Consider the following 24,300-nt stretch of genomic DNA (forward strand, 5'->3'; position numbering starts at 1 on the left):
TGATTATTTATCTATCATAGATGAAATATCTATTTCAAAAAAATAAAACCATAAAAAAACCTCAAAACTAAAATAGTTTTGAGGTTTTGTAATTATATCTTTTTAAGATTATTTTACATCCATTAATTCAACATCAAAAATTAATGTTGCATTTGGTGGTATTACACCTCCAGCTCCAGCAGAACCGTAAGCTAAATGAGAAGGAATTACAAAACGTGCTTTGTCACCTACTTGTAATAATTGAATTCCTTCATCCCAACCAGAAATTACTTGTCCAACACCAACATTAAAATCAATTGGTTGTTTTCTTTTGTATGAAGAATCAAAAACAGTTCCGTCTAATAATTGTCCTTTATAATGTACAGAAACACCAGCACCTTTAGTCGCTTTTTTTCCTGTACCTTTTTGTAATATTTGATAACGTAAACCACTTTCTGTTTCATCATAACCAGCAGCCACTTTATCTAATAATTCTTTTTGTGCAGCTTTTGCTTCTGCTTCACGTTTTTCCCTAGCGCCTTCAAAAGTTCTAAAAGCTTCTACTGCATTAAATTTTTCAGCATTTTCGCCAACTCTAATAATTTCTAAAGTTTTAATTTCATCACCTTGAGAAATTGCATCTACAACATCTTGCCCTTCTACTACAGAACCAAAAACGGTATGTTTACCATCTAGCCATGGAGTAGGAACGTGAGTTATATAAAATTGAGATCCGTTAGTTGCAGGACCAGAATTAGCCATTGCTAATTTTCCTGGAGCATCATGTTTTAAATCTGGATGAAATTCATCATCAAACTTATAACCTGGGTTTCCAGTTCCTGTTCCTAATGGACAACCACCTTGAATCATAAAATCTGGTATAACTCTATGAAATTTTAAGCCATCATAATAAGGAGTTCCTTGTTCTTTTACAGCATTTTCTAAATTCCCCTCAGCTAAGGCTACAAAGTTACCAACTGTACCTGGGGCTTTTTCATTTTCTAATTGTACTAAAATTTCACCTTTTGAAGTTGTGAATTTTGCATAGATTCCATTATTCATAATATTTAATTTTAATCGATTTTTTCTGCTCGAGCGCAGTCGAGAGGTCATTTACAATAGTTTTCGACTGCGCTCGAACGGACACTTATTTATATTCTGAAATAAATTCAGAAATATTTATTTTTTTGCATTTAAAATGGAGAAACCATATGTTAATCCAATGTTTATGTTCGATGAATTTACATTTCCAAATGGTGACCACATTTGTCCACCAGAAATATGAAAAGATAAATCGTCATTTGCATGGTAATTAATTCCTGCAGTTGGTCTTATTAGCACTCCTTCACCAGAATTTACTCTTCCTCCACCAGCAACACCAGCAGCTGCTTCTGCAAATAAAGAAAAATTATCATTTAAAAATTTATTACTTTTTACACCTAAGCCAAAGATACCATGCGCATAACCACCAGATTTTCCTTCGTATGCAAAAGAAGCTTCTCCAGCTATGTAAAATCTTTTATTTAAATCGTATTGAACTTTTAAACCTATTAATTGCAAATCACTTGCAGGAATTCCGAATTTAGCTACATCAAAATACGTTTGATTTTCAACACTAATTCTTAATCCTTGTGTTTTAATTTCTGTTACAGCTTCACCAGTAAAAGGATCTTTTGTTCCACCACTTAAACCATAGTATTTAATGCTAAAACCTGCTGTATAAGCTTCAAAACTTGCAATACCTCCAATAGATCTATGATATCCTGCATGACCACTTAAACCAAACCTATCCGTAATTCTAATGTCTGCACCCAAATTTGGATAGGCAGTTAAACCACCTTCTGGAAAAATTCTTCCACCTGCAGCTCCAATACCTAATTTTCCAAAAAGGTTAATTCTATTTGTTAGTCTCAAATTTTTTCCTGCTCCGAAAAAAACATCCATAAAACCAGCAGTTAAGCCACCATACATAGCGTCTACATGAGCGTAGATGAAAGTTGTTGGTGTTAAATATCGTTGATATTCAAATCCTAAAACAGATAACGTGTGGTCAATTGGTTTGTATCGAGGAGTTGTACTTGCATCTGTTCTAGAATTACCTCTTGGAAAGAAGTAATCGAATGTAATTTGTTGTACACTTTTTACTGCGGGTTTACTGTTATCGTTTACTGAAAATGATTTATTTGCATCTTCGTAAGAAGCAACTCTTAATGTTGTTGGAATTTCTACAAAGAAAGAAATATTACTATCTTTCTGTATTCCTGTAAAGAAATTCATATAACCATATTGTACACCAAAAGAAAAATCATTTTTCTTGTATTGTAATCCAATATTTGGATAAATAATTCCTCCACCATTTACCAAAGAACGATATCCTCCTCCTCCTCCAAAATGGACATTTGCATCAAAATATAAGTTTTTATAAATAGGTGTATTTACACCTAAAGTTACACCTAATGTGAACAAACCTCCTTGATCTCCTGTTAAAGCTCCATGAAAACCAGCACCAGTATATAGCCAATCGTTTAATGGTATTAAATAATTTAAACCAAAAAAGCCCATTTTTGGTTCTAATTGGTAACTAACTTTATCTGTTGGTTGTTCTATTAAAATATAGTTTAATCTTATTTTGTTGCTTAGTTCTTTTATCTTTAATGAAGAAAAAGATTCATTATTTTGAGAAAAAGCTTGTAAACTAATTATTACGAATAATAAGAATAATATTTTCTTCATCGGTCTATTTTTTAAACTCACTTGTAAAATGCAATTTTACAGTTGGGTATTTACTTTGGGTCATTTGTATTGTAAATTCAGAGTCTGCTAAAAATACTAATTGACCTTGTTTGTCTTTAGCTAAATAACGTTGCTTTACACGCTTAAATTCTTTAAACTCTTCACTTTTTTTGTCTTGTGGCTCTACCCAGCAAGCTTTGTGGACTTGTAAATTTTCATAGGTACATTTTGCACCATATTCGTGTTCTAATCTATATTGAATTACTTCGAACTGTAATGCTCCAACTGTACCAATTACACGTCTTCCATTCATTTCTAAAATAAATAACTGAGCAACACCTTCATCCATTAATTGATCCAAACCTTTGTATAGTTGTTTAGCTTTCATTGGATCTGCATTATTTACATAACGGAAATGTTCTGGTGAAAAGCTTGGAATTCCTCTAAAGTTTAGTTCTTCGCCTTCTGTTAAAGTATCACCAATTTTAAAATTTCCAGTATCATGAATACCAACTATATCTCCAGGAAAAGATTCATCTACGATTTCTTTTTTTTCTGCAAAAAATGCATTCGGACTCGAAAATTTTACTTTTTTCCCATTTCGGACATGTAAATAAGGTGAGTTTCTTTTAAAAGTACCAGAAACAACTTTAATAAATGCTAATCTATCTCTATGTTTTGGATCCATATTTGCATGAATTTTAAACACAAATCCAGTCATTTTTTTCTCTTTAGAATCTACCAAACGCTCTTCCGCTTTTTTGGGTTGAGGTGATGGAGCTATTTCAATAAATGCATCTAACAATTCTTTAACTCCAAAATTATTTAATGCAGATCCAAAAAATACGGGTTGCAATTCTCCTTTTAAATATTCGTCTCTATCAAATGTTGGGTAAACTTCATCAATCAATTCAATTTCTTCACGCAATGTGTTCGCAGCTTTTTCACCAACAGCTTTATCTAATTCTGGGTTTGATAAATCGTCAAACTGCACACCCTCAGAAATAGTGGTTTTATTTTCGCCTGAAAAAAGGTTTAATTTTTTTTCCCAAATATTATATATTCCTTTGAAATCATACCCCATTCCAATAGGAAAACTCATTGGAGTAACACGTAAACCTAGTTTTTGTTCCACTTCATCTAATAAATCAAAAGCGTCTTTACCCTCTCTATCTAATTTATTAATAAAAACAAGCATTGGTATGCTTCTCATTCTACAAACTTCAACTAACTTTTCGGTTTGTGGCTCTACACCTTTTGCAACGTCAATTACTACAATAACACTATCTACAGCTGTTAATGTTCTGTAAGTGTCTTCAGCAAAATCTTTGTGTCCAGGAGTGTCTAGTATATTTATTTTTTTTTCTTTATAAATAAATGCTAATACAGAAGTCGCTACAGAAATTCCACGCTGACGTTCAATTTCCATAAAATCGGAAGTGGCACCTTTTTTTATTTTGTTACTTTTTACAGCACCTGCTTCTTGTATTGCACCTCCAAAAAGAAGTAATTTTTCCGTTAATGTGGTTTTACCAGCATCTGGATGTGAAATTATGCCAAAAGTTCTTCTACGTTTGATTTCTTCTAAAAAGCCCATCTTCAAATTTTGAGGTGCAAATATAGGTTTTATTCATTAATTTTTATAGTGATTTAACCTAGATAAAACAAAAACATATTTAGCAGATAAATACATTTTAATGCATCTTTTCTTGTTCTCTTTTGATTTTTTTGATTCTTTTGATTGATGCTTAAAAGATTATAAATTCTTATTTTAAATAAAGTACGAAATAGAAAAAGTTATTCTAACACTTCAATTTTCATTTTTATATCTTCTAAGGGCCATTCATCTATACCAACTTTTACTTTTGATATTTTATCCATTGTATCAAAACCTGAAATCACTTCGCCAAAAACAGTATCTTCATTGTCTAAATGATGTGCTCCTTTTTTGCTATGTACAATGTAAAACTCAAAAGGACTGGATAATTTATTTGGATTTTCTTCCCACTCTCTAGCAGCAGCCAATGCACCATATTTATGGGTTCTATGTACTCTAAACTCTGGTTTTAGCAAGTAATTACCGTATTTTCTTCGTTGTTTTTGCGTGTACATTTCATCGGAATTACCTCCTTGAATTACAAAGTTTTTTGCTATTCTATAAAATACGGTAGTATCAAAATATTTGATTTTTGTTAAAAATATGAAATTAGCTTTATGAATTGGAACATCTTCAAATAAGCGTAATTTTATATTTCCAAATTCGGTTTTTATAAGAACTATACTTTCTTTATTTTTTTTGCTGTATTCATTAAAAAAAGCTTCTGTATTATTTCTATTTAAGCTGTCCCAAGCTTTCTTTACGATTGGTTTTTTGTTTTGTTGTTTTTGAAATGTAGTTGATTTTTGTTTCGCTTTATCTTGATTCTTACATTGATAAAATGAAAAAACAACTAAAATAATTAAGATTCTATTAAAAAAATTCACGTTTAAATTTGTTTTGCAAACTCCAAAGATAAATCATCGATATAAAAGAATAGAAAATTATTATTGGTTTTAATGGATTTTTAAGATTTATTGCTACATCATTTCTTATTTTTGTGATAATGGAAGAACAAGTTATTTTAGTAGATACAAACGACCAACAAATTGGTTTGATGGAAAAAATTGAAGCACACGAAAAAGCACTTTTGCATAGAGCTTTTTCTGTTTTTATTTTTAATAAAAAAGGAGAATTGATGTTACAGCAAAGAGCTGCATCAAAATATCATTCACCTTTATTGTGGACAAACACATGTTGCTCTCATCAAAGAGAAGGAGAGAGTAATATTGAAGCTGGAAAAAGAAGATTGCAAGAAGAAATGGGCTTTACAACAGAATTAAAAGAGGTTTTTTCTTTTATGTACAAGGCACCTTTTGACAATGGTTTGACCGAGCATGAATTTGATCACGTAATGGTTGGAAATTATGAAGAAGCTCCGAAATTAAATAAAAAGGAAGCTGAAAATTACAAATGGATGACTTTGGAAGCTGTAAAAGCAGATATAAAAAATAAGCCTGAAATTTATACAGAGTGGTTTAAAATTATTTTTGATAAATCTTACGAAAAACTAGCCAATGCCTAAAGTAACAGTTCATAGAAAAGCACATTTTAATGCTGCACACAGATTGTATAGAAAAGATTGGAGTGATGATAAAAACTTTGAAGTTTTTAGCAAATGTAGCAACCCAAATTTTCATGGTCATAATTATGAGTTAATAGTTTCATTAACAGGGGAAATTGACAAAGAAACTGGTTATGTTTATGATTTGGGAATTTTACGAAACCATATAAAAACGGAAATTGAAGATTGTTTTGATCATAAAAACTTGAATATTGAAGTTCCTGAGTTTAAAGATTTAAACCCTACTGCAGAAAACATTTGCGTAGTTACTTATAATAAATTAAGAAACTTACTACCAAATCATTTAGATTTAAAAATAACGCTGTACGAAACTCCAAGAAACTTTGTAAGCTATTCTGGAGATTAGTTGCATGTGATTTTATTATAAATAATAAAAAAGCCTCGTTTGCGATTTGCAAACGAGGCTTTTAAGTTTTATATAAAGATTGTATTAATCTTTTTTATTCTTATTTTTAAATTCATCAAACTTGTCACCGTCTTTTTTAGGCCAGTTGTTATTTGAAGTATCAACATCTGCAGTTTCAAAATCTGGATCTACAACAATACTTACTACCTCTTTAGTTGAAGCAAATACTCTTTTTACAGAGTTGTCATCTCTCATCCAAATTTGCGCTGGAAAAGTTTCTCTTTTTTTAGTTCCATCAGCATACGTTAATTCAACGATAAGTGGCATGATTAAACCTCCTGGTTTTTCAAATTCTACAGAATATAAGTAAGAAGGTACTTCTTTACCATCTGCATATTTATTCATTGCATTAGGGTTAGCGTCTTCTTTTTTATCTGTAATGTATACTAAATCACCTAAATTATCAAAATATTGCTTGTATTGCTCTTTTAATTTGGTAACTCTTTCGTTTTCTTTATCAGTTAAGTATAAAGGCTTAACGCTTTTAATACCAATATCTGTAACATCTGTTGTGTAAAACCAACCTCTAAAAAACCAATCTAAATCCATTGCAGAAGCATCTTCCATAGATCTAAAGAAATCTTCTGGAGTTGGGTGCTTAAACATCCATCTTTGAGAATACGTTCTAAATGCATGATCAAATAATTCTGGTCCCATAATTGTTTTTCTCAAAATATATAAACCAGCAGCTGGTTTTGTGTATGCATTTGGGCCAAATTGCTTTACATAATCACCTTGAGACATAATAGGAGAGATGTTTGATTGATCACCACCCATATATCTTGTTATATTTTTTGCAGGATTCATTGCGAATAATTCTGGATCATAAACGTCTTCTGCTAAAATTTCTACAAAAGAGTTTAAACCTTCATCCATCCAAGTCCATTGTCTTTCATCAGAATTTACAATCATTGGAAAAAAGTTGTGACCAACTTCGTGTACAATTACACCAATCATTCCTTTTTTAGTTCTGTCTGAATATGTTCCATCAGGATTTGGACGTCCAAAGTTGAAACAAATCATTGGATACTCCATTCCTTGTCTTTCAGAATGTACAGAAACAGCTTTTGGATAAGGATAATCAAAAGTTAATTTTGAATACTCAATTAAAGTAGTTGCAACTGCTCTTGTAGAATGCTCTTCCCATAATGGATTTCCTTCTTTTGGATATAAAGATGTAGCCATTACAGTTTTACCGTTAATGTTTACAGCCATTGCATCCCAAATATATTTTCTTGAAGAAGCAAATGCAAAATCTCTTACTTTTTCAGCCTTAAATTTCCAAGTTTTTGTACCTGTAGCTCTTCCTTTTTCATTTTTTTCTGCTTCTTCTTGTGTTACAATTAAAACAGGATTGTCGAAACTTTTTCTAGCTTGTTCAAAACGCTTACGTTGTGTTTTCGTTAATACATCTTTTTCGTTTTGTAAAGAACCAGTTGCTTCTACTATATGGTCTGAAGGTACAGTTAAGTTTACTTCATAATCTCCAAATTCTAGAGCAAATTCAGAACGACCCCAGAATTGCATGTTTTGCCAACCTTCAACATTATTATAAACTGCTAATCTTGGAAAAAACTGTGCTATTGTATAGTTATTGTTACCATCTTCGAAAGTTTCTAAACCAGATCGACCTCCATCTTTATTAATGTCATTAATTAAATAATTCCACTGAATTCTAAATTCGAATGTTTTACCAGGAGCTAATGCTTTTGGTAAATTAATTCGCATCATAGTTCTGTTAATTGTGTGAGATAATGGTTTACCATCACTTTCTACTTTTGTAATGTTGTATCCGAAACCTTTTTTCTGGTCCATGTAAGAACTTTTAAAATTATCTGGAGTTACAAATGCAGATGCACTATTAGATCTTGCCAATGGTGTTTTAGAATCATCTGCTCTCATGTTTTGATCTAATTGTACCCATAAATACTCTAAGTGGTCTTTTGAGTTATTGTGGTATGTAATTTCTTCATCACCATAAATTCTGTTATTGGATTCGTCTAAACGAATATCCATTACATAATCTACCTTTTGTTGTGTGTATTGATGACCAGGAGCACCTGCAGCATTATGTTGATCGTTTGGAGTTGCCAAAAGATCTTTCATTTGCCTAAATTTGTTTTGGTCTGTATGACCTTGCTGTGTTTTCTTTTCTTCTTTTTTAGTTTCTTGTGCTATTGCAGTAAAACTGATAAAAAAAAGTGAAAATACGACTAAAGAAAGTTTTTTCATTTTGTTTGAATTGATTTTAAAAATATCATGCAAATTAAGTATAATTATCAAATAAGTTAAATTTAGTTAAAGTTTTAACAAATCTTTATTACAAAAAAAAGCGATATGAAAATTCAATCATATCGCTTTAAAATTGTTGAGAAGCTTATTTAATTTTTTACTTTGTTTTTAAATTTACTAAACTTATCATTATTTTCTCTTGGGAAACTATTATTGGATGTGTCTACATCTGCAGTTTCTAAATCTGGATCTACTACGATTTTTGTGATTTGTTTGTTAGAGTGAATTGTTTTTGTAACCATTTTATCATTGTATCTCCATATTTCTGCAGGATACATTTTTTTCTCTGAAGAACCATCGTCATAAGTGTATTCTACAATAATAGGCATAACTAAACCTCCTGGTTTGTTAAACGTAATTTCATAAAAATATTTAGATTTAGCGTTTTTTGGTTTGTTAATACTTAATCCTTCACTTTTATCTTCTATAAAGTTTACAGTTTCATTATTAGCATCTTCAGCATAAAACTTTTTTACTTCTGCAATACCAATATCTGTTACATCTGTGGTGTAAAACCATCCTCTCCAAAACCAATCTAAATCTACACCAGATGCATCTTCCATTGTTCTAAAGAAATCTGCTGGAGTTGGGTGTTTGAATTTCCAACGTTGTGAATAGGTTTTAAATGCATGATCAAATAATTCTTTACCCATTATGGTTTCACGTAACATCCATAAACCTGTTGCTGGTTTTCCGTAAGCGTTGTTACCAAAGCTATATACATGATCTCCTTTTGACATAATTGGAGCAATTCTTGATTGATCTCCACTCATATAACCCACAATATTTTTTGGATAACCTCTAACGATTGGAAAGTTTTCATCATAATCTTTTTCTGCTAACATTTCCATAAAAGAGTTTAAACCTTCATCCATCCAAGTCCATTGTCTTTCGTCAGAATTTACAATCATAGGAAAAAAGTTATGACCAACTTCGTGTATGGTAACTTTTATCATTCTGTATTTTACTCTATCAGAATAAGTTCCATCAGGATTTGGTCTTCCAGGGTTAAAACAGATTTGAGGATATTCCATTCCCATTTGTCCGTCTACTGAAATTGCTTTGTGGTAAGGGTAATCAAATGTATATCTAGAATATGTTTTTAAAGTTTGTGCAACTGCTCTTGTAGAATGATCACCATATAAAGGGTTTGCTTCTTTTGAGTATAAAGACTCTGCCATTACTGTTTTACCATTAATGTTTACAGCCATTGCATCAAAAATAAATTTTCTTGAACTAGCAAATGCATAATCACGAACGTTTTCAGCATAAAATTTCCAAGTTTTTGTTTTTTTAGACTTGCTTTTTTCAATTTTTTCAGCTTCTTCTTGAGTTCTTATAATTACAGGATTGTCAAAAGATTTACGGGCTTGTTCAATTCTTTTTAATTCTGTTTTAGAAAAAACGTCTTTCGGGTTTTGTAATACACCAGTTGCACCAAGCATATGATCATCTGGAGTTGTGATGTTTACTGTAAAATCTCCAAATTCTAGTGCAAATTCAGAACGTCCCCAAAATTGATCATTTTGCCAACCTTCTACATTGTCATATACACACATTCTAGGGTAAAATTGTGCTATTACGTAATTGTTATTTCCGTTTTCTGTAAAATGTTCGTAACCAGATCTACCACCTTGAGTTCTATGGTTATTAATGTTGTACCACCATTTTATTTTAAATTCAAATATTTCACCAGATGCTAAAGGTTTTTTTAAATTTATACGCATCATGGTTTGATTGATTGTATGTGATAAGTTACTACCATCCATATTTGTAACACTTTCTATTTTAAAACCACCATCGAAAGGATCTTCTACATAAGCTTTATTATATCTTGTTGTAGATGTTTTATCAGGAATCGAAGTGGATTGTATGTCTGGTGTTTTAGAATCTGCTGCACGCATATTTTGATCTAATTGTACCCATAAATATGCTAAACTATCATCTGAATTGTTGTGATATGTTATGGTTTCATTACCGTAAATTCTTGTGTTTTCATCGTCTAGAATGATGTCCATATTATAATCTACTTTTTGCTGTGTGTATTTTACACCTGGTGCACCAGAAGCAGTTCTTTGTAAATTTGGTGTTGGTAAAAGTTCATGCAATTGACGAAACTTGTTTTCATTTGTATGCCCTTGTTTCGTTTTTGATTCTTGTGCCATAAAAGCAGTTGAAACAAAAAATAAAGAAAGGATTAAAGCACCTATGTTTTTCATATTTTGAGGTTTTGAATTAATTTATTTTCGTGTTAATATGTTAATTTTTCTTGGTAGTTGTCTTTTGAGAGTAATACACTTTTATTTTTATTACCTACTTTAGATTTTATTAAATTTTGTTGTTCTGGAAAGTGTTTTATTAAAATTTTGTTAGAAATATCTATACTCTTTACGCTTGGTATATTTTCTATTTCTAAGTAAAAAAAGACTAAATCGCCTTCATATTCTTTTCCTAAATATTTAAAATCTTTTGAAAGATTATCTACTTTAAATGCTAGTTTACTTTTTAAATATTTTTCAAAAAAAACATCGTTATTTTCAAGTTCTTTTTTTGTGGTTAACTGTAAATCTATATTATAATCTTCATTAAGAGCCTTTTCAATATCATCCATAAAAACATTGATAATTATTTGTACAGATTTGGCTTCTTCTTTAAATTTTATTTGAGTTAAGCTCAAGTAATATTTATGAGTAGAGAAGGAGAGTAGTGGAATTATTATAAAAAGGAATAGGTATTTTTTATGTTTCATACTTATTAAAAAACAATTATTGAGCCAAATTACTCTTTTTTTATAATTTTTAAATAAGACTTACTTTCTCTTTGTAGCATTTTTATAATTTCTAAAGTTTTACCTTCTTTATATAATTTTTCGATGCCTAAAGGATTGCAATACTCTAAAAAATGAAAGTAATTTTCTACAGGAATTTTTAATTCTTCAAAGAAAAATTTTTCACCTAACTCTGACATTATTTTATATGGAAATTCTTTTTTAACAGCCAATTCTCTTCTTAATGCCCATAACCGTTCAGAATATTTAAATGGAATGATAGCAGTAGCACCTGCACCAACAAAATTTCTTGTTGGATCTGTATTATTAATTGGAGGTCTTACTCTTTTATCAATATAATCATCTCCTTCAACAACTTTCATATTTACGTCAGAAAAATCCATAACACTTCGCAATAAAGAATCTTTTTTATTTTTTGGGACGCTTTTCGTATCAATTCCTAATCTACCAGATAAATTATTTCTTCTAAGTTCAAAAGTATCTAAAACAATAGTTTTGTAATATAATTTTACGTTTATAAACTTACTTTCAATGTTTTTTTTGTTGATAATTACAAATGTTGTATTGTGTTGTACAGACGAAACTCTAAGAGAATCACCTACTTTTACGAAAATTCTAAACTCACCATCATCTGTAGTAAAAGTACCTTGGTTTGTTTTTAAGTTAATGATGTTCGCATTTCTAACCGTACTTAAAGAGTCAGTAACTTTTCCATTTATAATGGCTCTACCAGATTGTGAGTAAGTTGAAATTGAAAATAGACAAATACTAATAAAAAAGAGTATTTTTTTTATCATATAAAAGAAGTTTGATTTTTCTAATTAATAGAGTTATTTATAAGTCAATAAATTTAAAAAATTCTGACCAAACTTCTGTTAAAATTGATTTTTATTTTAATCGTTTTTTATGGTTTTTAAAAAGGAGATACTTTCTTTTCTAAAAATAGAAATCATTTTTAAGATTTTATTGTTTTTGTAAAGCTCCTCAGTTCCTTTAAATGCACAATAATTTAAAAAGCGGTATTGGTGTTCTTTAGGTATTTTAAGTTCTTTTGAAAAGAAATTATCACCTAAAAGAAGAATAATTTCCTTTGTCGTTTTTTCGCTTTCTTCTAATTTTTCAGCTAAACGTTGTTCTTTTACTGTTGAATTTCCTAAGCCTAAGCTAAAACTAAAACCAAAACCTTGAAAAGTATTTGGTAATCTTACAACGTTTGGTTTGGCTAAGTGTATTTCGTCATTACCAATAGGCATTTTAGAAATTTTATCAAACCCCATTTCTCTAATTTCAGCAACCAAACCTTTTACTATTTTTTCTTTACGATTTACAGGTAGCTTTTTTATATCTAATGATAAAACTCCGGTTAAATCATGTCTTTTTAAAGTAAACTCATTTAAAGAATAGGTTTCTTTTACCAAAGTAATAAAGTTTACTTTTTCTCTAAAATTAAATGATTTTACTACAATAAAAGTTGTTTTATAACCAATAGAAGAAATTTGTAAACTGTCGTTTTCTGTTGCTGTAAGTTTAAAAAAACCATCATTATTAGAAAAAGTACCTTTTTTAGAATTTAAATTGATAACGTGGGCATCTGCTACAACTGCAGTAGAATCTATTATTTTTCCGTAGAAAAAAGTTTGTTTTTTTTGTGAAAAACAAAAAATAGAATTTAGAAATAAAAAGAGAAGTAGTGTTTTTTTCATTTGGTTGATTTGCCACAAAGAAAATAGAACACCCTCTTAAAACTCTACTAATGGAATTGTAAAATGCTGTTAAATTGATGTTTCTTAAACTATTTTACTATTTTTGAAGTATGAAAAAAATGATAATTGCAAGTACTTCAACCATTTATGGAAGTGGATATTTAGACTATTTGTTACCAACTTTACAAACCCATTTTAAAGGCATAAAAACAGTACTTTTTATACCTTATGCAAGACCAGGAGGAATTTCTTATGAAAACTATACAACTATTGCTGGTAAGGCTTTTACAAAAATAAATATTACTGTAAAAGGAATTCACGAGTACGAAAACCCTAAAAAAGCAATTTTAAATGCCGAAGCTATATTTACAGGTGGTGGAAATACATTTGAATTGGTGAATCAATTGTATAAAAACGATGTTTTAAGTGATTTAAAATTGGTTTTAGAAAACGGAATACCTTATCTAGGTACTAGTGCAGGAAGTAATATTTGTGGAGTTACAATGATGAATACGAATGATATGCCAATCGTTTATCCACCAAGTTTTACAACATTAGGCTGTATTCCTTTTAATATAAACGCACATTATTTAGATCCAATTAAAGACTCAAAACACATGGGGGAAACACGTGAAACTAGAATTAAAGAATTTCATGTTTTTAATGAAACACCTGTTTTAGGTTTACGCGAAGGAAGTTGGCTTTCTGTAGAAGATACAAAAATAACACTTCAAGGAAAATACACTGCAAGATTGTTTAAGCAAGACGAAGAGCCAAAAGAATTAGAAAGTGGAGTAGAGGTTTTAATATAACTAAATATGTTTCTTATTGGTTAATAAGAAACATATTCTACAATTTCTAAACCATACCCAATCATACCTACTCTTTTAGACTGAGGCGTATTTGTAATTAACTTTAATTTACTAATATTTATATCATGTAAAATTTGAGCTCCAATTCCAAAATCTTTGTTATCCATTTTTATTGCAGGAGCTTTTAAATCGTTATTTAATTGATTTTCTTTTAAAATTTGTAACCTATTTAGTAAATTTTGTGATTGGTTTTGTTGGTTTACAAAAATAATAGCACCTTTTCCTTCAGTATTTATTACTTGAAACATTTCTTCAAGCTTTTTATCAGCATTGTTGGTTAATGTTCCTAAAATATCATTATTTACCAAGGTAGAATTTACGCGAGTAAGAATTGCATCTTCTTTTGTCCAAGAGCCTTTTGTTAACGCAATATGAACTTGATTGTTGGTAGTTTGTTGGTATGCTCTAAGTCTAAAATCACCAAATCTGGTTTTGATATCAAAATCTTCCTTTTTTTCAATAAGTGAATCATGCTCCATTCTGTAAGCGACCAAATCTTCAATAGAAACGATTTTAATATCAAATTTTTTGGCAACTTTTAAAAGTTCTGGTAAACGAGCCATGGTTCCATCTTCATTCATAATTTCTACAATGACTCCTGCAGGTTGTAAACCAGCCAAACGTGCAAAATCTATGGCAGCTTCTGTATGACCTGTTCTTCTTAGCACACCACCTTCTTTTGCTCTTAATGGAAAAATATGACCTGGTCTTGCTAAGTCAAAAGGTTTTGTTTCTTTTTCTATTAACGCTTTTATAGTTAAAGCTCTGTCTGAAGCAGAAATTCCTGTGGTTACACCTTTTCCACGTAAATCTACAGATACTGTAAAGGCAGTTTCCATTGGGTCTGTGTTGTTGTAAACCATCATTCCTAAATCTAGCTCTTTACATCTTTTTTCTGTTAAAGGAGCACAAATTAATCCACGACCATGAGTTGCCATAAAATTAATCATTTCTGGAGTCACCTTTTCTGCAGCAGCTAAAAAATCACCTTCATTTTCTCTATTTTCATCATCTACAACAATAATTACTTTTCCATTTCTAATATCTTCTATAGCTTCTGAAATTTTGTGCAATTTTGTGTTTTTTTCGGTTGTTTGAGTCATCATATTTTTTTGTCTTTTTTAGACATCATTTTTTTAAAGAAATTTGAAATAGGTAAAAGTATAGCATCTACATTAAAAATACCTTTGTCTTTTGTGGCTCTTCTTGTTAGTAAAATCCCTACAGGTAACATTACCATGGTAGAAATCCAAGAGCCTAATAAAGAGGATATAGAGCTTTCTTCTGCTAAGTTTTTTCCAAGCGTATTTCCGAAGAAATAAATTACATAAATGGCTATTGCTAAAATCATTGGCAAGCCAAAACCACCTTTTCTTATAATTGATCCTAAAGGTGCTCCTATAAAAAATAAAATTAAACAAGAAAAAGAAAGTGCGATTCTACCATAAAATTCAGAGTCATAAAAATTTAGACTTTTTCGTTTGTATTTTATGCTTGTGGAATTATTTTTCACATTGCTATGAGCACTGTTCATTTTTGATATTGATGCGTTTAGAATGGTGATTTTTTGTTGCAAATCAAAATTTTCTAATATATTTTCTTGATTTTCAATTTTAGGTTTTAAAGAATCGTTATATTGATATAAATCTTTTGCAAATGCAATGTTAGCGATAGTTTTTGATCTTGATAAAAGCATTTCATCATAAGAATTTTTTAATATGGGAATGGTATCATTTAGTTGATTTAACGTTCTCATATTATAACTATTCTTAAACTTTTCTTCATCTAAGGCACCATCACCAACAACTTCAGAAATATCAATATTAAATTCATATTCTTTAAAAGTTGCTTGTGAAGCTGGCATGCTTGCTCTTTTATCTGGAGTTCTTGCTGCTTTTGTATGATCTTCGTAATAATAGCCATCATATAAAATAAACGTCATATAACGACTACCTTCTTCTGAAATAATTTTACCTCTTTCTGCAGTTATTACTTTTTGGTTTCCATATATATTACTTAATTGGTAAATAAGTACATTTTTAAGTAGGTTTTGTTCTTCACCATATTTTTCATCAAATTTTATTTGATAATTTGGTAAATCACTATTAAAACTCCCTGGAACTAATGCTAATGCAGGTTTTTTCTTTTTTATATTATAATATAAATTTCGTTGTTTTAATGTAGCGTAAGGGAAAATATTATTTAAAAATAGAAAATTAATTCCGCTTAAAATAATAGTTAAAAAAACTAAAGGTCTTACCAATCTTTGAAGTGATATTCCTGCAGATTTTGCAGCTGCAAACTCATAGTTTTCACCCAAACTACCCAATGCCATTATAGATGATAATAGCACTCCAATTGGTAATGCTTGTGGTACAATACCAAGAGTTGTGTAGTATAAAAATTTTAAAATAAAAGGTAGGCTAATTCCTTTACCAGCTATGTTTTCGAATGTTTGCCATAGAATTTGCATTACCAAAACAAACAGTACAATAAGAAATGTAGCAAAAAAAGGAACTAGAAACGTTTTTAAGATGTATTTATCTAAAATTTTCATTGTAGCAAAAGTAGTTTCTTAAATATAAATATGCTACTAATTTTCTGTTAATTGGAAAAAATTAGTCAATCGTATAATTTTGACTTAAAAATTTCGCTTTATTAAATTTGAAAAAATTTTCAGATAATTCTTCATTTTTCTTAAACTTAGTAATGGTAAAAGTGGTTTTAGATCCGTTAGAACCTGTTTGAATTAAATTGAAAATATGCTTTGTTTTTGCGTCTATACCAAGTTCTACTTTTACAATATCAGAATTACTATCTATTGGATTTAAGGTAACATATTGTATTTGTCTTCCTTGATTGTTTTCTAATTTACCCATTTTAAAATTATAACCTTCTTTATAAAAAGTCAGTAATTTTGATGGATAAATGAAACCATCATCACCACCTAAATCGCCATCTGTTATAGAAATTTCTTTTTCATCATGGTTTATTACATATAATTTTTTACCATCATATATAAATTGGTTACCTAGATAATTTAAAATGTATTTTTCTCCTTCTAAGTTTATTTCACCTCTAATTGGTGGTTCATCACCTTCTTTAATTCCAGCATCTTTATTACTTAAGGTTTGACTAAACCCAATGTACATATTTTTATATGCACCCATTTTCGTTGAAACTTCATCTAATAAAGATTTTGCTTTTTCTCCGCTTTGAGAAAAGGCTATTGTTGTTAAAAATAAACTTAAAAATAATAATGTTACTTTTTTCATAATTTGTTTTCTAATATACCTAAATAAAGTATTTATATGTTTTTTTCGTTTTCTAAAAGAGCATCCAAGGCTACTAAATCTGGAACCAAAACCTGTCTAGCTTTACTTCCTTCAAAACCGCCAACAATTCCTGCAGCTTCTAATTGATCTATTAATCTACCAGCTCTATTGTATCCTAATTTTAATTTTCTTTGTAATAATGAAGCTGAACCTTGTTGTGCTGTAACAATAATTTCTGCTGCTTCTTTAAACAATTTGTCTCTATCTGCAATATCAATATCAATACTTGTGCCACTTTCATCATCTACGTATTCAGGTAATAAAAATGCTTCAGAATATGCTTTTTGAGAGCCAATAAAATCTGTAATTTTTTCTACTTCAGGCGTGTCTACAAATGCACATTGGATTCTATTTATATCGTTTCCAGCTGTATATAGTAAATCTCCACGACCAATTAATTGATCTGCACCACCAGCATCTAAAATGGTTCTAGAATCTATTTTAGATGTAACTCTAAATGCAATTCTTGCAGGGAAATTTGCCTTTATAATACCTGTAATTACATTTACAGAAGGTCTTTGAGTTGCAACAATTAAATGAATACCAATTGCTCTTGCCAATTGAGCTAAACGTGCAATTGGTGTTTCTACCTCTTTACCAGCAGTCATAATTAAATCGGCAAATTCATCAATAACTAAAACAATGTATGGTAAAAATTGATGACCATCATTTGGATTTAATTTTCGTTTTTTAAATTTAATATTGTATTCTTTAATGTTACGAACCATAGCTGCTTTTAACAGATCATAACGATTATCCATTTCTATACAAAGTGAATTTAAAGTATGAACAACTTTTGTAGTATCTGTAATAATAGCTTCTTCAACATCTGGTAATTTTGCCAAATAATGTCTTTCTATTTTGTTGAATAAAGTTAATTCTACTTTCTTTGGATCGACCAAAATAAATTTAACTTCTGCAGGATGTTTTTTATACAATAAAGAGGTTAATACAGCATTTAAACCAACAGATTTTCCTTGTCCTGTTGCACCTGCCATTAATAGGTGAGGCATTTTTGCTAAATCTATAACAAAAGTTTCGTTAGAAATTGTTTTACCTAAGGCTATAGGAAGTTCCATAGTAGATTCTTGAAATTTCTTCGAAGAAATTACAGAATGCATTGAAACAATGGTAGATTTTTTATTTGGCACCTCAATACCAATAGTTCCTTTTCCAGGAATTGGCGCAATAATACGAATTCCTAAAGCAGATAAAGAGAGTGCAATATCGTCTTCTAAATTTTTAATTTTTGAAATTCTAATTCCTGCTTCTGGTACTATTTCGTATAAAGTAATTGTAGGTCCAACAGTTGCTTTAATTTCTGCGATACCAATTTTGTAGTTTTTTAATGTGTCTACAATTCTATCTTTATTTGCTTCTAGTTCTTCAGGATCAATAGAAATTGTTTCATTATACTGTTTTAGTAAATTAAAAGTCGGAAATTTAAAATTCGCCAACTCTAAAGTTGGATCAAATTCACCAAAATCTTTTACTAATTTGTCAGACAAATTCTCTGTTTCGTGTTCTTCTTCTCTATGAATGGCAACATCAATTTCTACTTCAGGTTCTGAATCTTCTTCATTTTTTTCTTCAACAGTAAGTGTTAGTTTTTCTTTTTTAGCACTAACGTCTGAATGTTTCGAAATAGTTGGGGTTAAATTTTCAACAGAAAGCTCAAACTCCGATTTTTCTTTTTTATCTTCAGTTGGCGTTGTTGTTAAATTTACTTTATTACTTTGATCTGTTTCAATAGAATCATTCTGAGGAACTTCTAATTCATCTTCTTCTTGTTTTTTCTGTTCTTTTTCTGCTCTTTTTTGCTTTAAACGTTCTAAAAACTCATGAAAAGTTAATTTGTATCGTAAAACTAAGTAAGTGATTAATACAAATATTAAGATGATGGTTAGCCCTGTTTTACCAGTAAAAGTTTGAAGATATTCATTAATTTCAAAGCCAATGATACCTGATAATAGTGCAAATTTATCGTTAACAAAACCTAAAGTTATAGAAAGCCATAGCATTGCAATTAATGCCCAATTCCAAGAAATTATAATTTTGGCAAATTTTTGTTGAAATAAAACAAATAAACCTGTTCTAAAAATTTGAAAAGCTATGATGAAAGCTCCAATTCCAAAACCTTTATAAATAAAAAAGTGACTTAAATTGGCACCAATTTTACCCAATAAATTTTTACTTTTTACAGCTTTATTACTCAATTGAGAAATGGTGCTTTGATCTTCTTGCCAATTAAAGAAAAAAGAGATAAAAGCAATACATAAAAAAAAGGCTAGAAATAACAGAAAAAAACCAATAATTGTTTGGGTTTGCTTTGTTTTTAAGAAAGCAAAAACAGAAGGTTTGTTTTCAGAAGAACTGCTTATTTTTTTTGTGCTTTGTTTTTTCTTAGCCATTAATTTTTTAAATAATTTTAAAAGTTATTTTGTGCTTATTTGCTAAAATAATAAATTGATTTTTGGTAGGTAGATAAAACCCGCAATTATTAAAGAAATAATAGCTGCAAAAGTTGGTGCGCCTGCAGCAATGTCTTTAATAAAACCAATTTTTACATGAAATTCTGGATGAATAAAATCTGCGATTTCTTCAATAGCTGTATTTACAGCTTCTGCTACTAAAACAAGACCAATTGCTAAAAATTGTAGCATCCATTCTGTATTAGAAATATCAAAATAAAATCCCAATCCAATAGCAAAAAGAGCTATGCAAAGTTGTGCTTTTATACTATCTTCAGTAGTAATTAGTAACCAAGCACCTCTAAATGCAAATTTTAAACTTCGCAATCTTCCTCTAAAAAAACCGTCGTTAGGATTTTTCATGAAATTATAACGCTTTTAAAGCCTTTTCGTAATTTGGTTCATCTACAATTTCAGGAACTTGCTCTGTATATATTACTTTTCCATTCGTATCAACAATAATTACAGCTCTAGAAAGTAAGTGGGCTAGTGGTCCGTTTTTAATTTCTAATTGATAATCTTTACCAAAGCTACCAGTAGCAAAATCTGAAAGCATTTCTACATTTTCAATTCCTTCTGCACCACAAAAACGAGCTTGAGCGAAAGGTAAATCTTTAGAAATACATAAAACAACTGTATTTTCTAATGCAGATGCTTTTTTATTAAATTCACGAACGGAAGTTGCACAAGTTCCAGTATCAACAGAAGGAAAAATATTTAAAATGATGTTTTTTCCTGAAAAATCGGTCAAACCTTTATGTCCTAATTCTACTGTTGTTAATTTAAAATCTGGTGCGCTTTCACCAATTTTAGGTAAATTTCCTATAGTTTGTATTGCGTTTCCTTTTAAAGTGATATCTGCCATTTTTAAGAATTTTAGTTTGTCAAAAATAACTAAATTTCTTCTAATACTTCAAGCAAAATTGCGGAAGTTGTTATGCGAAAAATCTTTATGATATATGTATCTTCGCATTCCGAAAAATGAATAAAATTGAATATTTCTCAATACACATCTGAGTTCAAATACAATTGGAAACTTGCAGCACCAGTAATGTTAGGTATGCTGGGTCATACTTTTGTGAGCTTTGTTGATAATATAATGGTTGGTCAAATTGGAACTGCTGAATTGGCTGCAGTTTCTTTGGGAAATAGTTTTATGTTTATTGCAATGTCAATTGGAATTGGTTTTTCTACAGCGATTACACCTTTAATTGCTGAAGCAGACTCTTCAAACAACCTTCAACAAGCAAGGTCTGCCTATAAACACGGACTATTTCTATGTACTGTTTTAGGTATTTTAATGTTTTTAGTCGTTTTCTTTTCCAAACCTTTAATGCATTTAATGCAACAGCCAAAGGAAGTTGTTGCGTTGGCAATTCCTTATTTAGACTTGGTTGCTTTTTCACTAATTCCTTTAATTGTTTTTCAAGCTATTAAGCAATTTAGTGATGGAATGTCTATGACTAAATATCCAATGCATGCAACACTTTTGGCAAATATTATAAACATAATTTTAAACTATTTACTAATTTTTGGGAAATTTGGTTTTCCTGAATTAGGTATAGTTGGTGCGGCATATGGAACTTTAGTTTCTAGAATAATTATGGTTATTTATTTATGGTTGGTTTTGCGATTTAAAGAAAGATCTGGACGAATTGTAAAAGGAATACAATTTTTTGTTTTAGATATTTTAATGATTAGGAAGATTATTAATTTAGGTTCTTTAAGCGCGATGCAAATGTTTTTTGAAGTTGCTATTTTTACAGCAGCTATTTGGTTGAGTGGTTTGTTGGGTAAAAATCCGCAAGCAGCAAATCAAATAGCGTTAAACTTATCATCAATGACTTTTATGGTTGCAATGGGGTTGAGTGTAGCTTCAATGATTAGAGTAGGAAACCAAAAAGGATTGCAAAATTTTAAAGAACTTCGTAGAATTGCTTTTTCACTTTTTTTTCTTGGAACTTTATTGGCAACTTTTTTTGCTTTGATATTTTTTATCTTTCATAAAAGTTTACCTAACATTTATGTAGATTTAAATGACTCCGTAAATTTTAATGATAATATGGAGGTTTTATCAATTGCTTCAAATTTATTACTTGCAGCTGCTTTTTTTCAAATATCAGACAGTATTCAAGTGGTGGTTTTAGGGGCTTTACGTGGTTTGCAAGATGTTAAAATACCAACTATTTTAACTTTTATATCATATTGGATTGTAGGTTTTCCTGTTTCTTACTTTTTAGGTAAAGAAGATATGTATGGAAGTTTTGGAATTTGGTTAGGATTATTGGCAGGTTTAACAACTGCTTCTATTTTATTATTTATAAGATTTAATTTCTTAACTTTAAAATTAATAAGAGAAAAACAAGAACAAGAAATACCACAACAGGTTTAAGGCTTTCATAAAAAACAAATTAAAATGAATTTACCAAAATTTTTATTAGCAGATAACAGTAATTTTCCAGATGATATTTTTGTATTACATACTGAGTTTCCACGATTTGTAATTAATTTAAAAGATGATGAAATTGAGTGGTTTGAAGATTTAACTGGAGAAAGTGAAGAAGATATTGCAACAGAATTAGCAGATTTGATGGACAAAGCTGGTGAGTTTTATGATGAAGAGATGAAACAATATCAATAATAATTTATCAAACAATTAAAAAAAAGAAAACCTCATTTCAGTTAAGAAATGAGGTTTTTTATGTTGTAAGATACATATTAAGATTTTTCTTTACGCTTTCTTCCGAAACCACCTGGTTTTCTGTCTTTGCTAGAGTTAGATGAGCGTCTGTCAGATTTTCCTCTTCCAAAATCGCTACTTCTTTTAGAAGAACCTTCTGTACTTCTACGTCTTCCAAAACCTCCATCTTTTTTACCGAAAGGTTTTTTTCCTCCTCTTCTTCCTCCTCCAGAACGTTCTTTTTTTGTAATTTCTACATTTACTGAACGTCCATCAAAATCTGGTTGATTAGCAGCAAAAGCTTCTAAAGTTTTATCTTCGAAATTTTTATCAATTTCAAAAAATGAAAAAGTATCTAAAATATCAATTGCACCAATTTCTATTTTATCTCCAATATTTTGCTCATTGATTAAACCAATTAATTTTCCAGGATTTAAGCTGTCTTTTCTACCAATATTAATAAAAAAACGTGTCATGTTTTCATTAGTAGATCTAGCTCTAGAATTATCTCTAGATGATAAATCGTTTAAATCTTTAGCATTTTCGTAGTATGCTAACATGGTATTAAACTCTAAAGAAACAAATTTTTGAATTAATTCTTCTCTATTTAAACTTTCTAATTTTTCGTAAATATTTGGTAAGAATTCGCTAATTTCAGATTCGTTTACTTCTGTATTTTGAACTTTATCAATTAAATTCATTAATTGGTTTTGAACAATTTCTTTACCTGTAGGAACTTTGGTTTCTACAAATTTCTTTTTAATAATTCTCTCAATTGCTCTAAGCTTACCTTTTTCTTTTCCATTTACTAAAACAATGGAAATTCCTTTATTACCTGCTCTTCCAGTTCTACCACTTCTGTGAGTATAGTTTTCTATTTGATCTGGTAATTTGTGGTTTAAAACGTGTGTTAATTCAGTAACATCCAATCCACGAGCTGCAACATCTGTTGCTACTAAAATTTGAATTGTTTTTTTACGGAATTTGCCCATTACAGAATCTCTTTGACCTTGAGATAAATCTCCATGTAAAGAATCTGCACTGTAACCATCTTTTATTAAATTATCAGCAACTTCTTGCGTTTCTCTACGAGTTCTACAAAAAATGATGGCATAAATATCTGGATTTAAATCCGCAATTCTCTTTAAAGCTGGGTAACGTGTTCTTTCGGTAACCGAATAATATTCGTGACTTACATTATCTGAACCTTGATTTTTTTCACCAGAAGTAATTTCTACTGGCTTTGTCATATAATTTCTTGCAATAGATTCCACTTCTCTTGGAAATGTTGCAGAAAATAATAAGGTTTGTTTTGTTTCTGGAGTTGCTTCTAAAACTTTATCAAGTTCGTCTTTAAAGCCCATGTTTAACATTTCATCAGCTTCGTCTAAAACTAGCCACTGAACATTACCTAATTTTAAAGCTCTTCTGTTGATTAAATCTACAGTTCTACCTGGAGTTCCAACAACAATTTGAGATCCTCTTTTTAACGACCTTATTTGCTGTTCCATATTTGCACCACCATAAACTGTTGTAACTTTTACATTTGGTAAGTATTTACAAAAGTCTTCAATGTTTTTACCAATTTGTACTGCAAGTTCTCTTGTTGGAGATAGTATTATTGCTTGTACATTGCTATTACTTTCATCTAAAAGTTCTAATATTGGTAAACTAAATGCTGCAGTTTTTCCTGTACCTGTTTGAGCAAATGCTTTTAAATCTGTATTAGAAGATATGATTTGAGGAATTGCTTTTTCTTGTATAACAGTTGGTTTTTCATAACCTAAATCTGTTAATGCTTTTACTATAGGTGCTTTTAGCCCTATTTCTTTAAATGTTGACATTACTGTGTTTTTGTA

Annotated in this window: 21 protein-coding genes; 5 read left to right on the plus strand and 16 right to left on the minus strand. The window is 29.8% G+C overall.

The features are described 5' to 3' along the window. Window positions 1–108: 108 nt before the first annotated feature. The 4 genes from FDT66_RS03325 to FDT66_RS03340 all read right to left on the minus strand — a co-directional run bounded on the left by FDT66_RS03325 (window position 109) and on the right by FDT66_RS03340 (window position 5,196). Window positions 109–1,041 carry a peptidylprolyl isomerase gene (locus FDT66_RS03325; protein ID WP_138534742.1) on the minus strand — a complete coding sequence of 311 codons (933 nt, stop codon included), beginning with the start codon at window positions 1,039–1,041 and terminating at the stop codon, window positions 109–111. Between the two features lie 117 nt (window positions 1,042–1,158). After that, window positions 1,159–2,712, minus strand: coding sequence for a hypothetical protein (locus FDT66_RS03330; RefSeq protein ID WP_138534743.1), 1,554 nt, complete (start codon window positions 2,710–2,712; stop codon window positions 1,159–1,161). 4 nt (window positions 2,713–2,716) lie between these two features. Further along, complete coding sequence (locus FDT66_RS03335) at window positions 2,717–4,309, minus strand: peptide chain release factor 3 (protein ID WP_138534744.1); 1,593 nt, start codon at window positions 4,307–4,309, stop codon at window positions 2,717–2,719. 200 nt (window positions 4,310–4,509) lie between these two features. Continuing rightward, window positions 4,510–5,196: a peptidylprolyl isomerase gene (locus FDT66_RS03340; RefSeq protein ID WP_138534745.1), complete on the minus strand. Its 687-nt coding sequence runs from the start codon at window positions 5,194–5,196 to the stop codon at window positions 4,510–4,512. 119 nt (window positions 5,197–5,315) lie between these two features. Between FDT66_RS03340 and idi the strand changes: the two genes are divergently transcribed. Beyond that, on the plus strand, window positions 5,316–5,834 hold the full coding sequence (gene idi / locus FDT66_RS03345; protein ID WP_138534746.1) for an isopentenyl-diphosphate Delta-isomerase: 519 nt from the start codon (window positions 5,316–5,318) through the stop codon (window positions 5,832–5,834). Further along, window positions 5,827–6,240, plus strand: a complete 414-nt coding sequence (locus FDT66_RS03350) for a 6-pyruvoyl trahydropterin synthase family protein (protein ID WP_138534747.1) — start codon at window positions 5,827–5,829, stop codon at window positions 6,238–6,240. Before idi ends, FDT66_RS03350 begins: the two co-directional genes overlap by 8 nt. A gap of 84 nt (window positions 6,241–6,324) precedes the next feature. On the opposite strand, the gene FDT66_RS03355 is transcribed toward FDT66_RS03350, so the two are convergent. From FDT66_RS03355 to FDT66_RS03375, 5 genes are all read right to left on the minus strand, one after another. After that, window positions 6,325–8,532 (minus strand): M1 family metallopeptidase, encoded by a 2,208-nt coding sequence (locus FDT66_RS03355; protein ID WP_138534748.1) that lies wholly within the window; start codon window positions 8,530–8,532, stop codon window positions 6,325–6,327. Between the two features lie 149 nt (window positions 8,533–8,681). Continuing rightward, window positions 8,682–10,811, minus strand: coding sequence for a M1 family metallopeptidase (locus tag FDT66_RS03360; RefSeq protein WP_138534749.1), 2,130 nt, complete (start codon window positions 10,809–10,811; stop codon window positions 8,682–8,684). Between the two features lie 32 nt (window positions 10,812–10,843). Continuing rightward, entirely contained in the window at window positions 10,844–11,341 is a 498-nt protein-coding gene (locus tag FDT66_RS03365; RefSeq protein ID WP_138534750.1) for a DUF6702 family protein, read from the minus strand. A 29-nt stretch (window positions 11,342–11,370) separates the two neighbouring features. After that, a complete protein-coding gene (locus FDT66_RS03370) occupies window positions 11,371–12,177 on the minus strand; it encodes a peptidase associated/transthyretin-like domain-containing protein (RefSeq protein ID WP_138534751.1) in 807 nt (268 codons plus the stop codon). A 96-nt stretch (window positions 12,178–12,273) separates the two neighbouring features. Then, window positions 12,274–13,083: a carboxypeptidase-like regulatory domain-containing protein gene (locus FDT66_RS03375; protein WP_138534752.1), complete on the minus strand. Its 810-nt coding sequence runs from the start codon at window positions 13,081–13,083 to the stop codon at window positions 12,274–12,276. A gap of 110 nt (window positions 13,084–13,193) precedes the next feature. Between FDT66_RS03375 and pepE the strand changes: the two genes are divergently transcribed. After that, entirely contained in the window at window positions 13,194–13,895 is a 702-nt protein-coding gene (gene pepE, locus FDT66_RS03380; protein ID WP_138534753.1) for a dipeptidase PepE, read from the plus strand. A 20-nt stretch (window positions 13,896–13,915) separates the two neighbouring features. On the opposite strand, the gene ribB is transcribed toward pepE, so the two are convergent. From ribB to tpx, 6 genes are all read right to left on the minus strand, one after another. Continuing rightward, window positions 13,916–15,061 carry a 3,4-dihydroxy-2-butanone-4-phosphate synthase gene (gene ribB / locus FDT66_RS03385; protein ID WP_138534754.1) on the minus strand — a complete coding sequence of 382 codons (1,146 nt, stop codon included), beginning with the start codon at window positions 15,059–15,061 and terminating at the stop codon, window positions 13,916–13,918. Further along, window positions 15,058–16,512, minus strand: a complete 1,455-nt coding sequence (locus tag FDT66_RS03390; RefSeq protein ID WP_138534755.1) for an LptF/LptG family permease — start codon at window positions 16,510–16,512, stop codon at window positions 15,058–15,060. The genes ribB and FDT66_RS03390 overlap by 4 nt, the downstream gene beginning before the upstream one ends. A 61-nt stretch (window positions 16,513–16,573) precedes the next feature. Continuing rightward, a complete protein-coding gene (locus FDT66_RS03395; protein ID WP_138534756.1) occupies window positions 16,574–17,230 on the minus strand; it encodes a LolA family protein in 657 nt (218 codons plus the stop codon). A 32-nt stretch (window positions 17,231–17,262) separates the two neighbouring features. Then, window positions 17,263–19,701 (minus strand): FtsK/SpoIIIE family DNA translocase, encoded by a 2,439-nt coding sequence (locus FDT66_RS03400; protein ID WP_138534757.1) that lies wholly within the window; start codon window positions 19,699–19,701, stop codon window positions 17,263–17,265. Between the two features lie 42 nt (window positions 19,702–19,743). Next, on the minus strand, window positions 19,744–20,124 hold the full coding sequence (locus FDT66_RS03405; RefSeq protein ID WP_138534758.1) for a diacylglycerol kinase family protein: 381 nt from the start codon (window positions 20,122–20,124) through the stop codon (window positions 19,744–19,746). Window positions 20,125–20,128: 4 nt separating this feature from the next. Further along, window positions 20,129–20,626: a thiol peroxidase gene (gene tpx, locus FDT66_RS03410; RefSeq protein ID WP_138534759.1), complete on the minus strand. Its 498-nt coding sequence runs from the start codon at window positions 20,624–20,626 to the stop codon at window positions 20,129–20,131. Between the two features lie 126 nt (window positions 20,627–20,752). On the opposite strand from tpx, the gene FDT66_RS03415 reads away from it, so the two are divergent. Then, on the plus strand, window positions 20,753–22,153 hold the full coding sequence (locus tag FDT66_RS03415) for an MATE family efflux transporter (protein ID WP_138534760.1): 1,401 nt from the start codon (window positions 20,753–20,755) through the stop codon (window positions 22,151–22,153). Window positions 22,154–22,177: 24 nt separating this feature from the next. Further along, entirely contained in the window at window positions 22,178–22,402 is a 225-nt protein-coding gene (locus tag FDT66_RS03420) for a hypothetical protein (RefSeq protein WP_138534761.1), read from the plus strand. Between the two features lie 77 nt (window positions 22,403–22,479). Here FDT66_RS03420 and FDT66_RS03425 read toward each other — a convergent pair whose 3' ends face one another. After that, a complete protein-coding gene (locus tag FDT66_RS03425; protein ID WP_138534762.1) occupies window positions 22,480–24,285 on the minus strand; it encodes a DEAD/DEAH box helicase in 1,806 nt (601 codons plus the stop codon). Window positions 24,286–24,300: the final 15 nt, after the last annotated feature.

The sequence above is a fragment of the Polaribacter aestuariivivens genome, assembly GCF_005885675.1.
GTDB classification, from domain to species: Bacteria; Bacteroidota; Bacteroidia; order Flavobacteriales; family Flavobacteriaceae; genus Polaribacter; species Polaribacter aestuariivivens.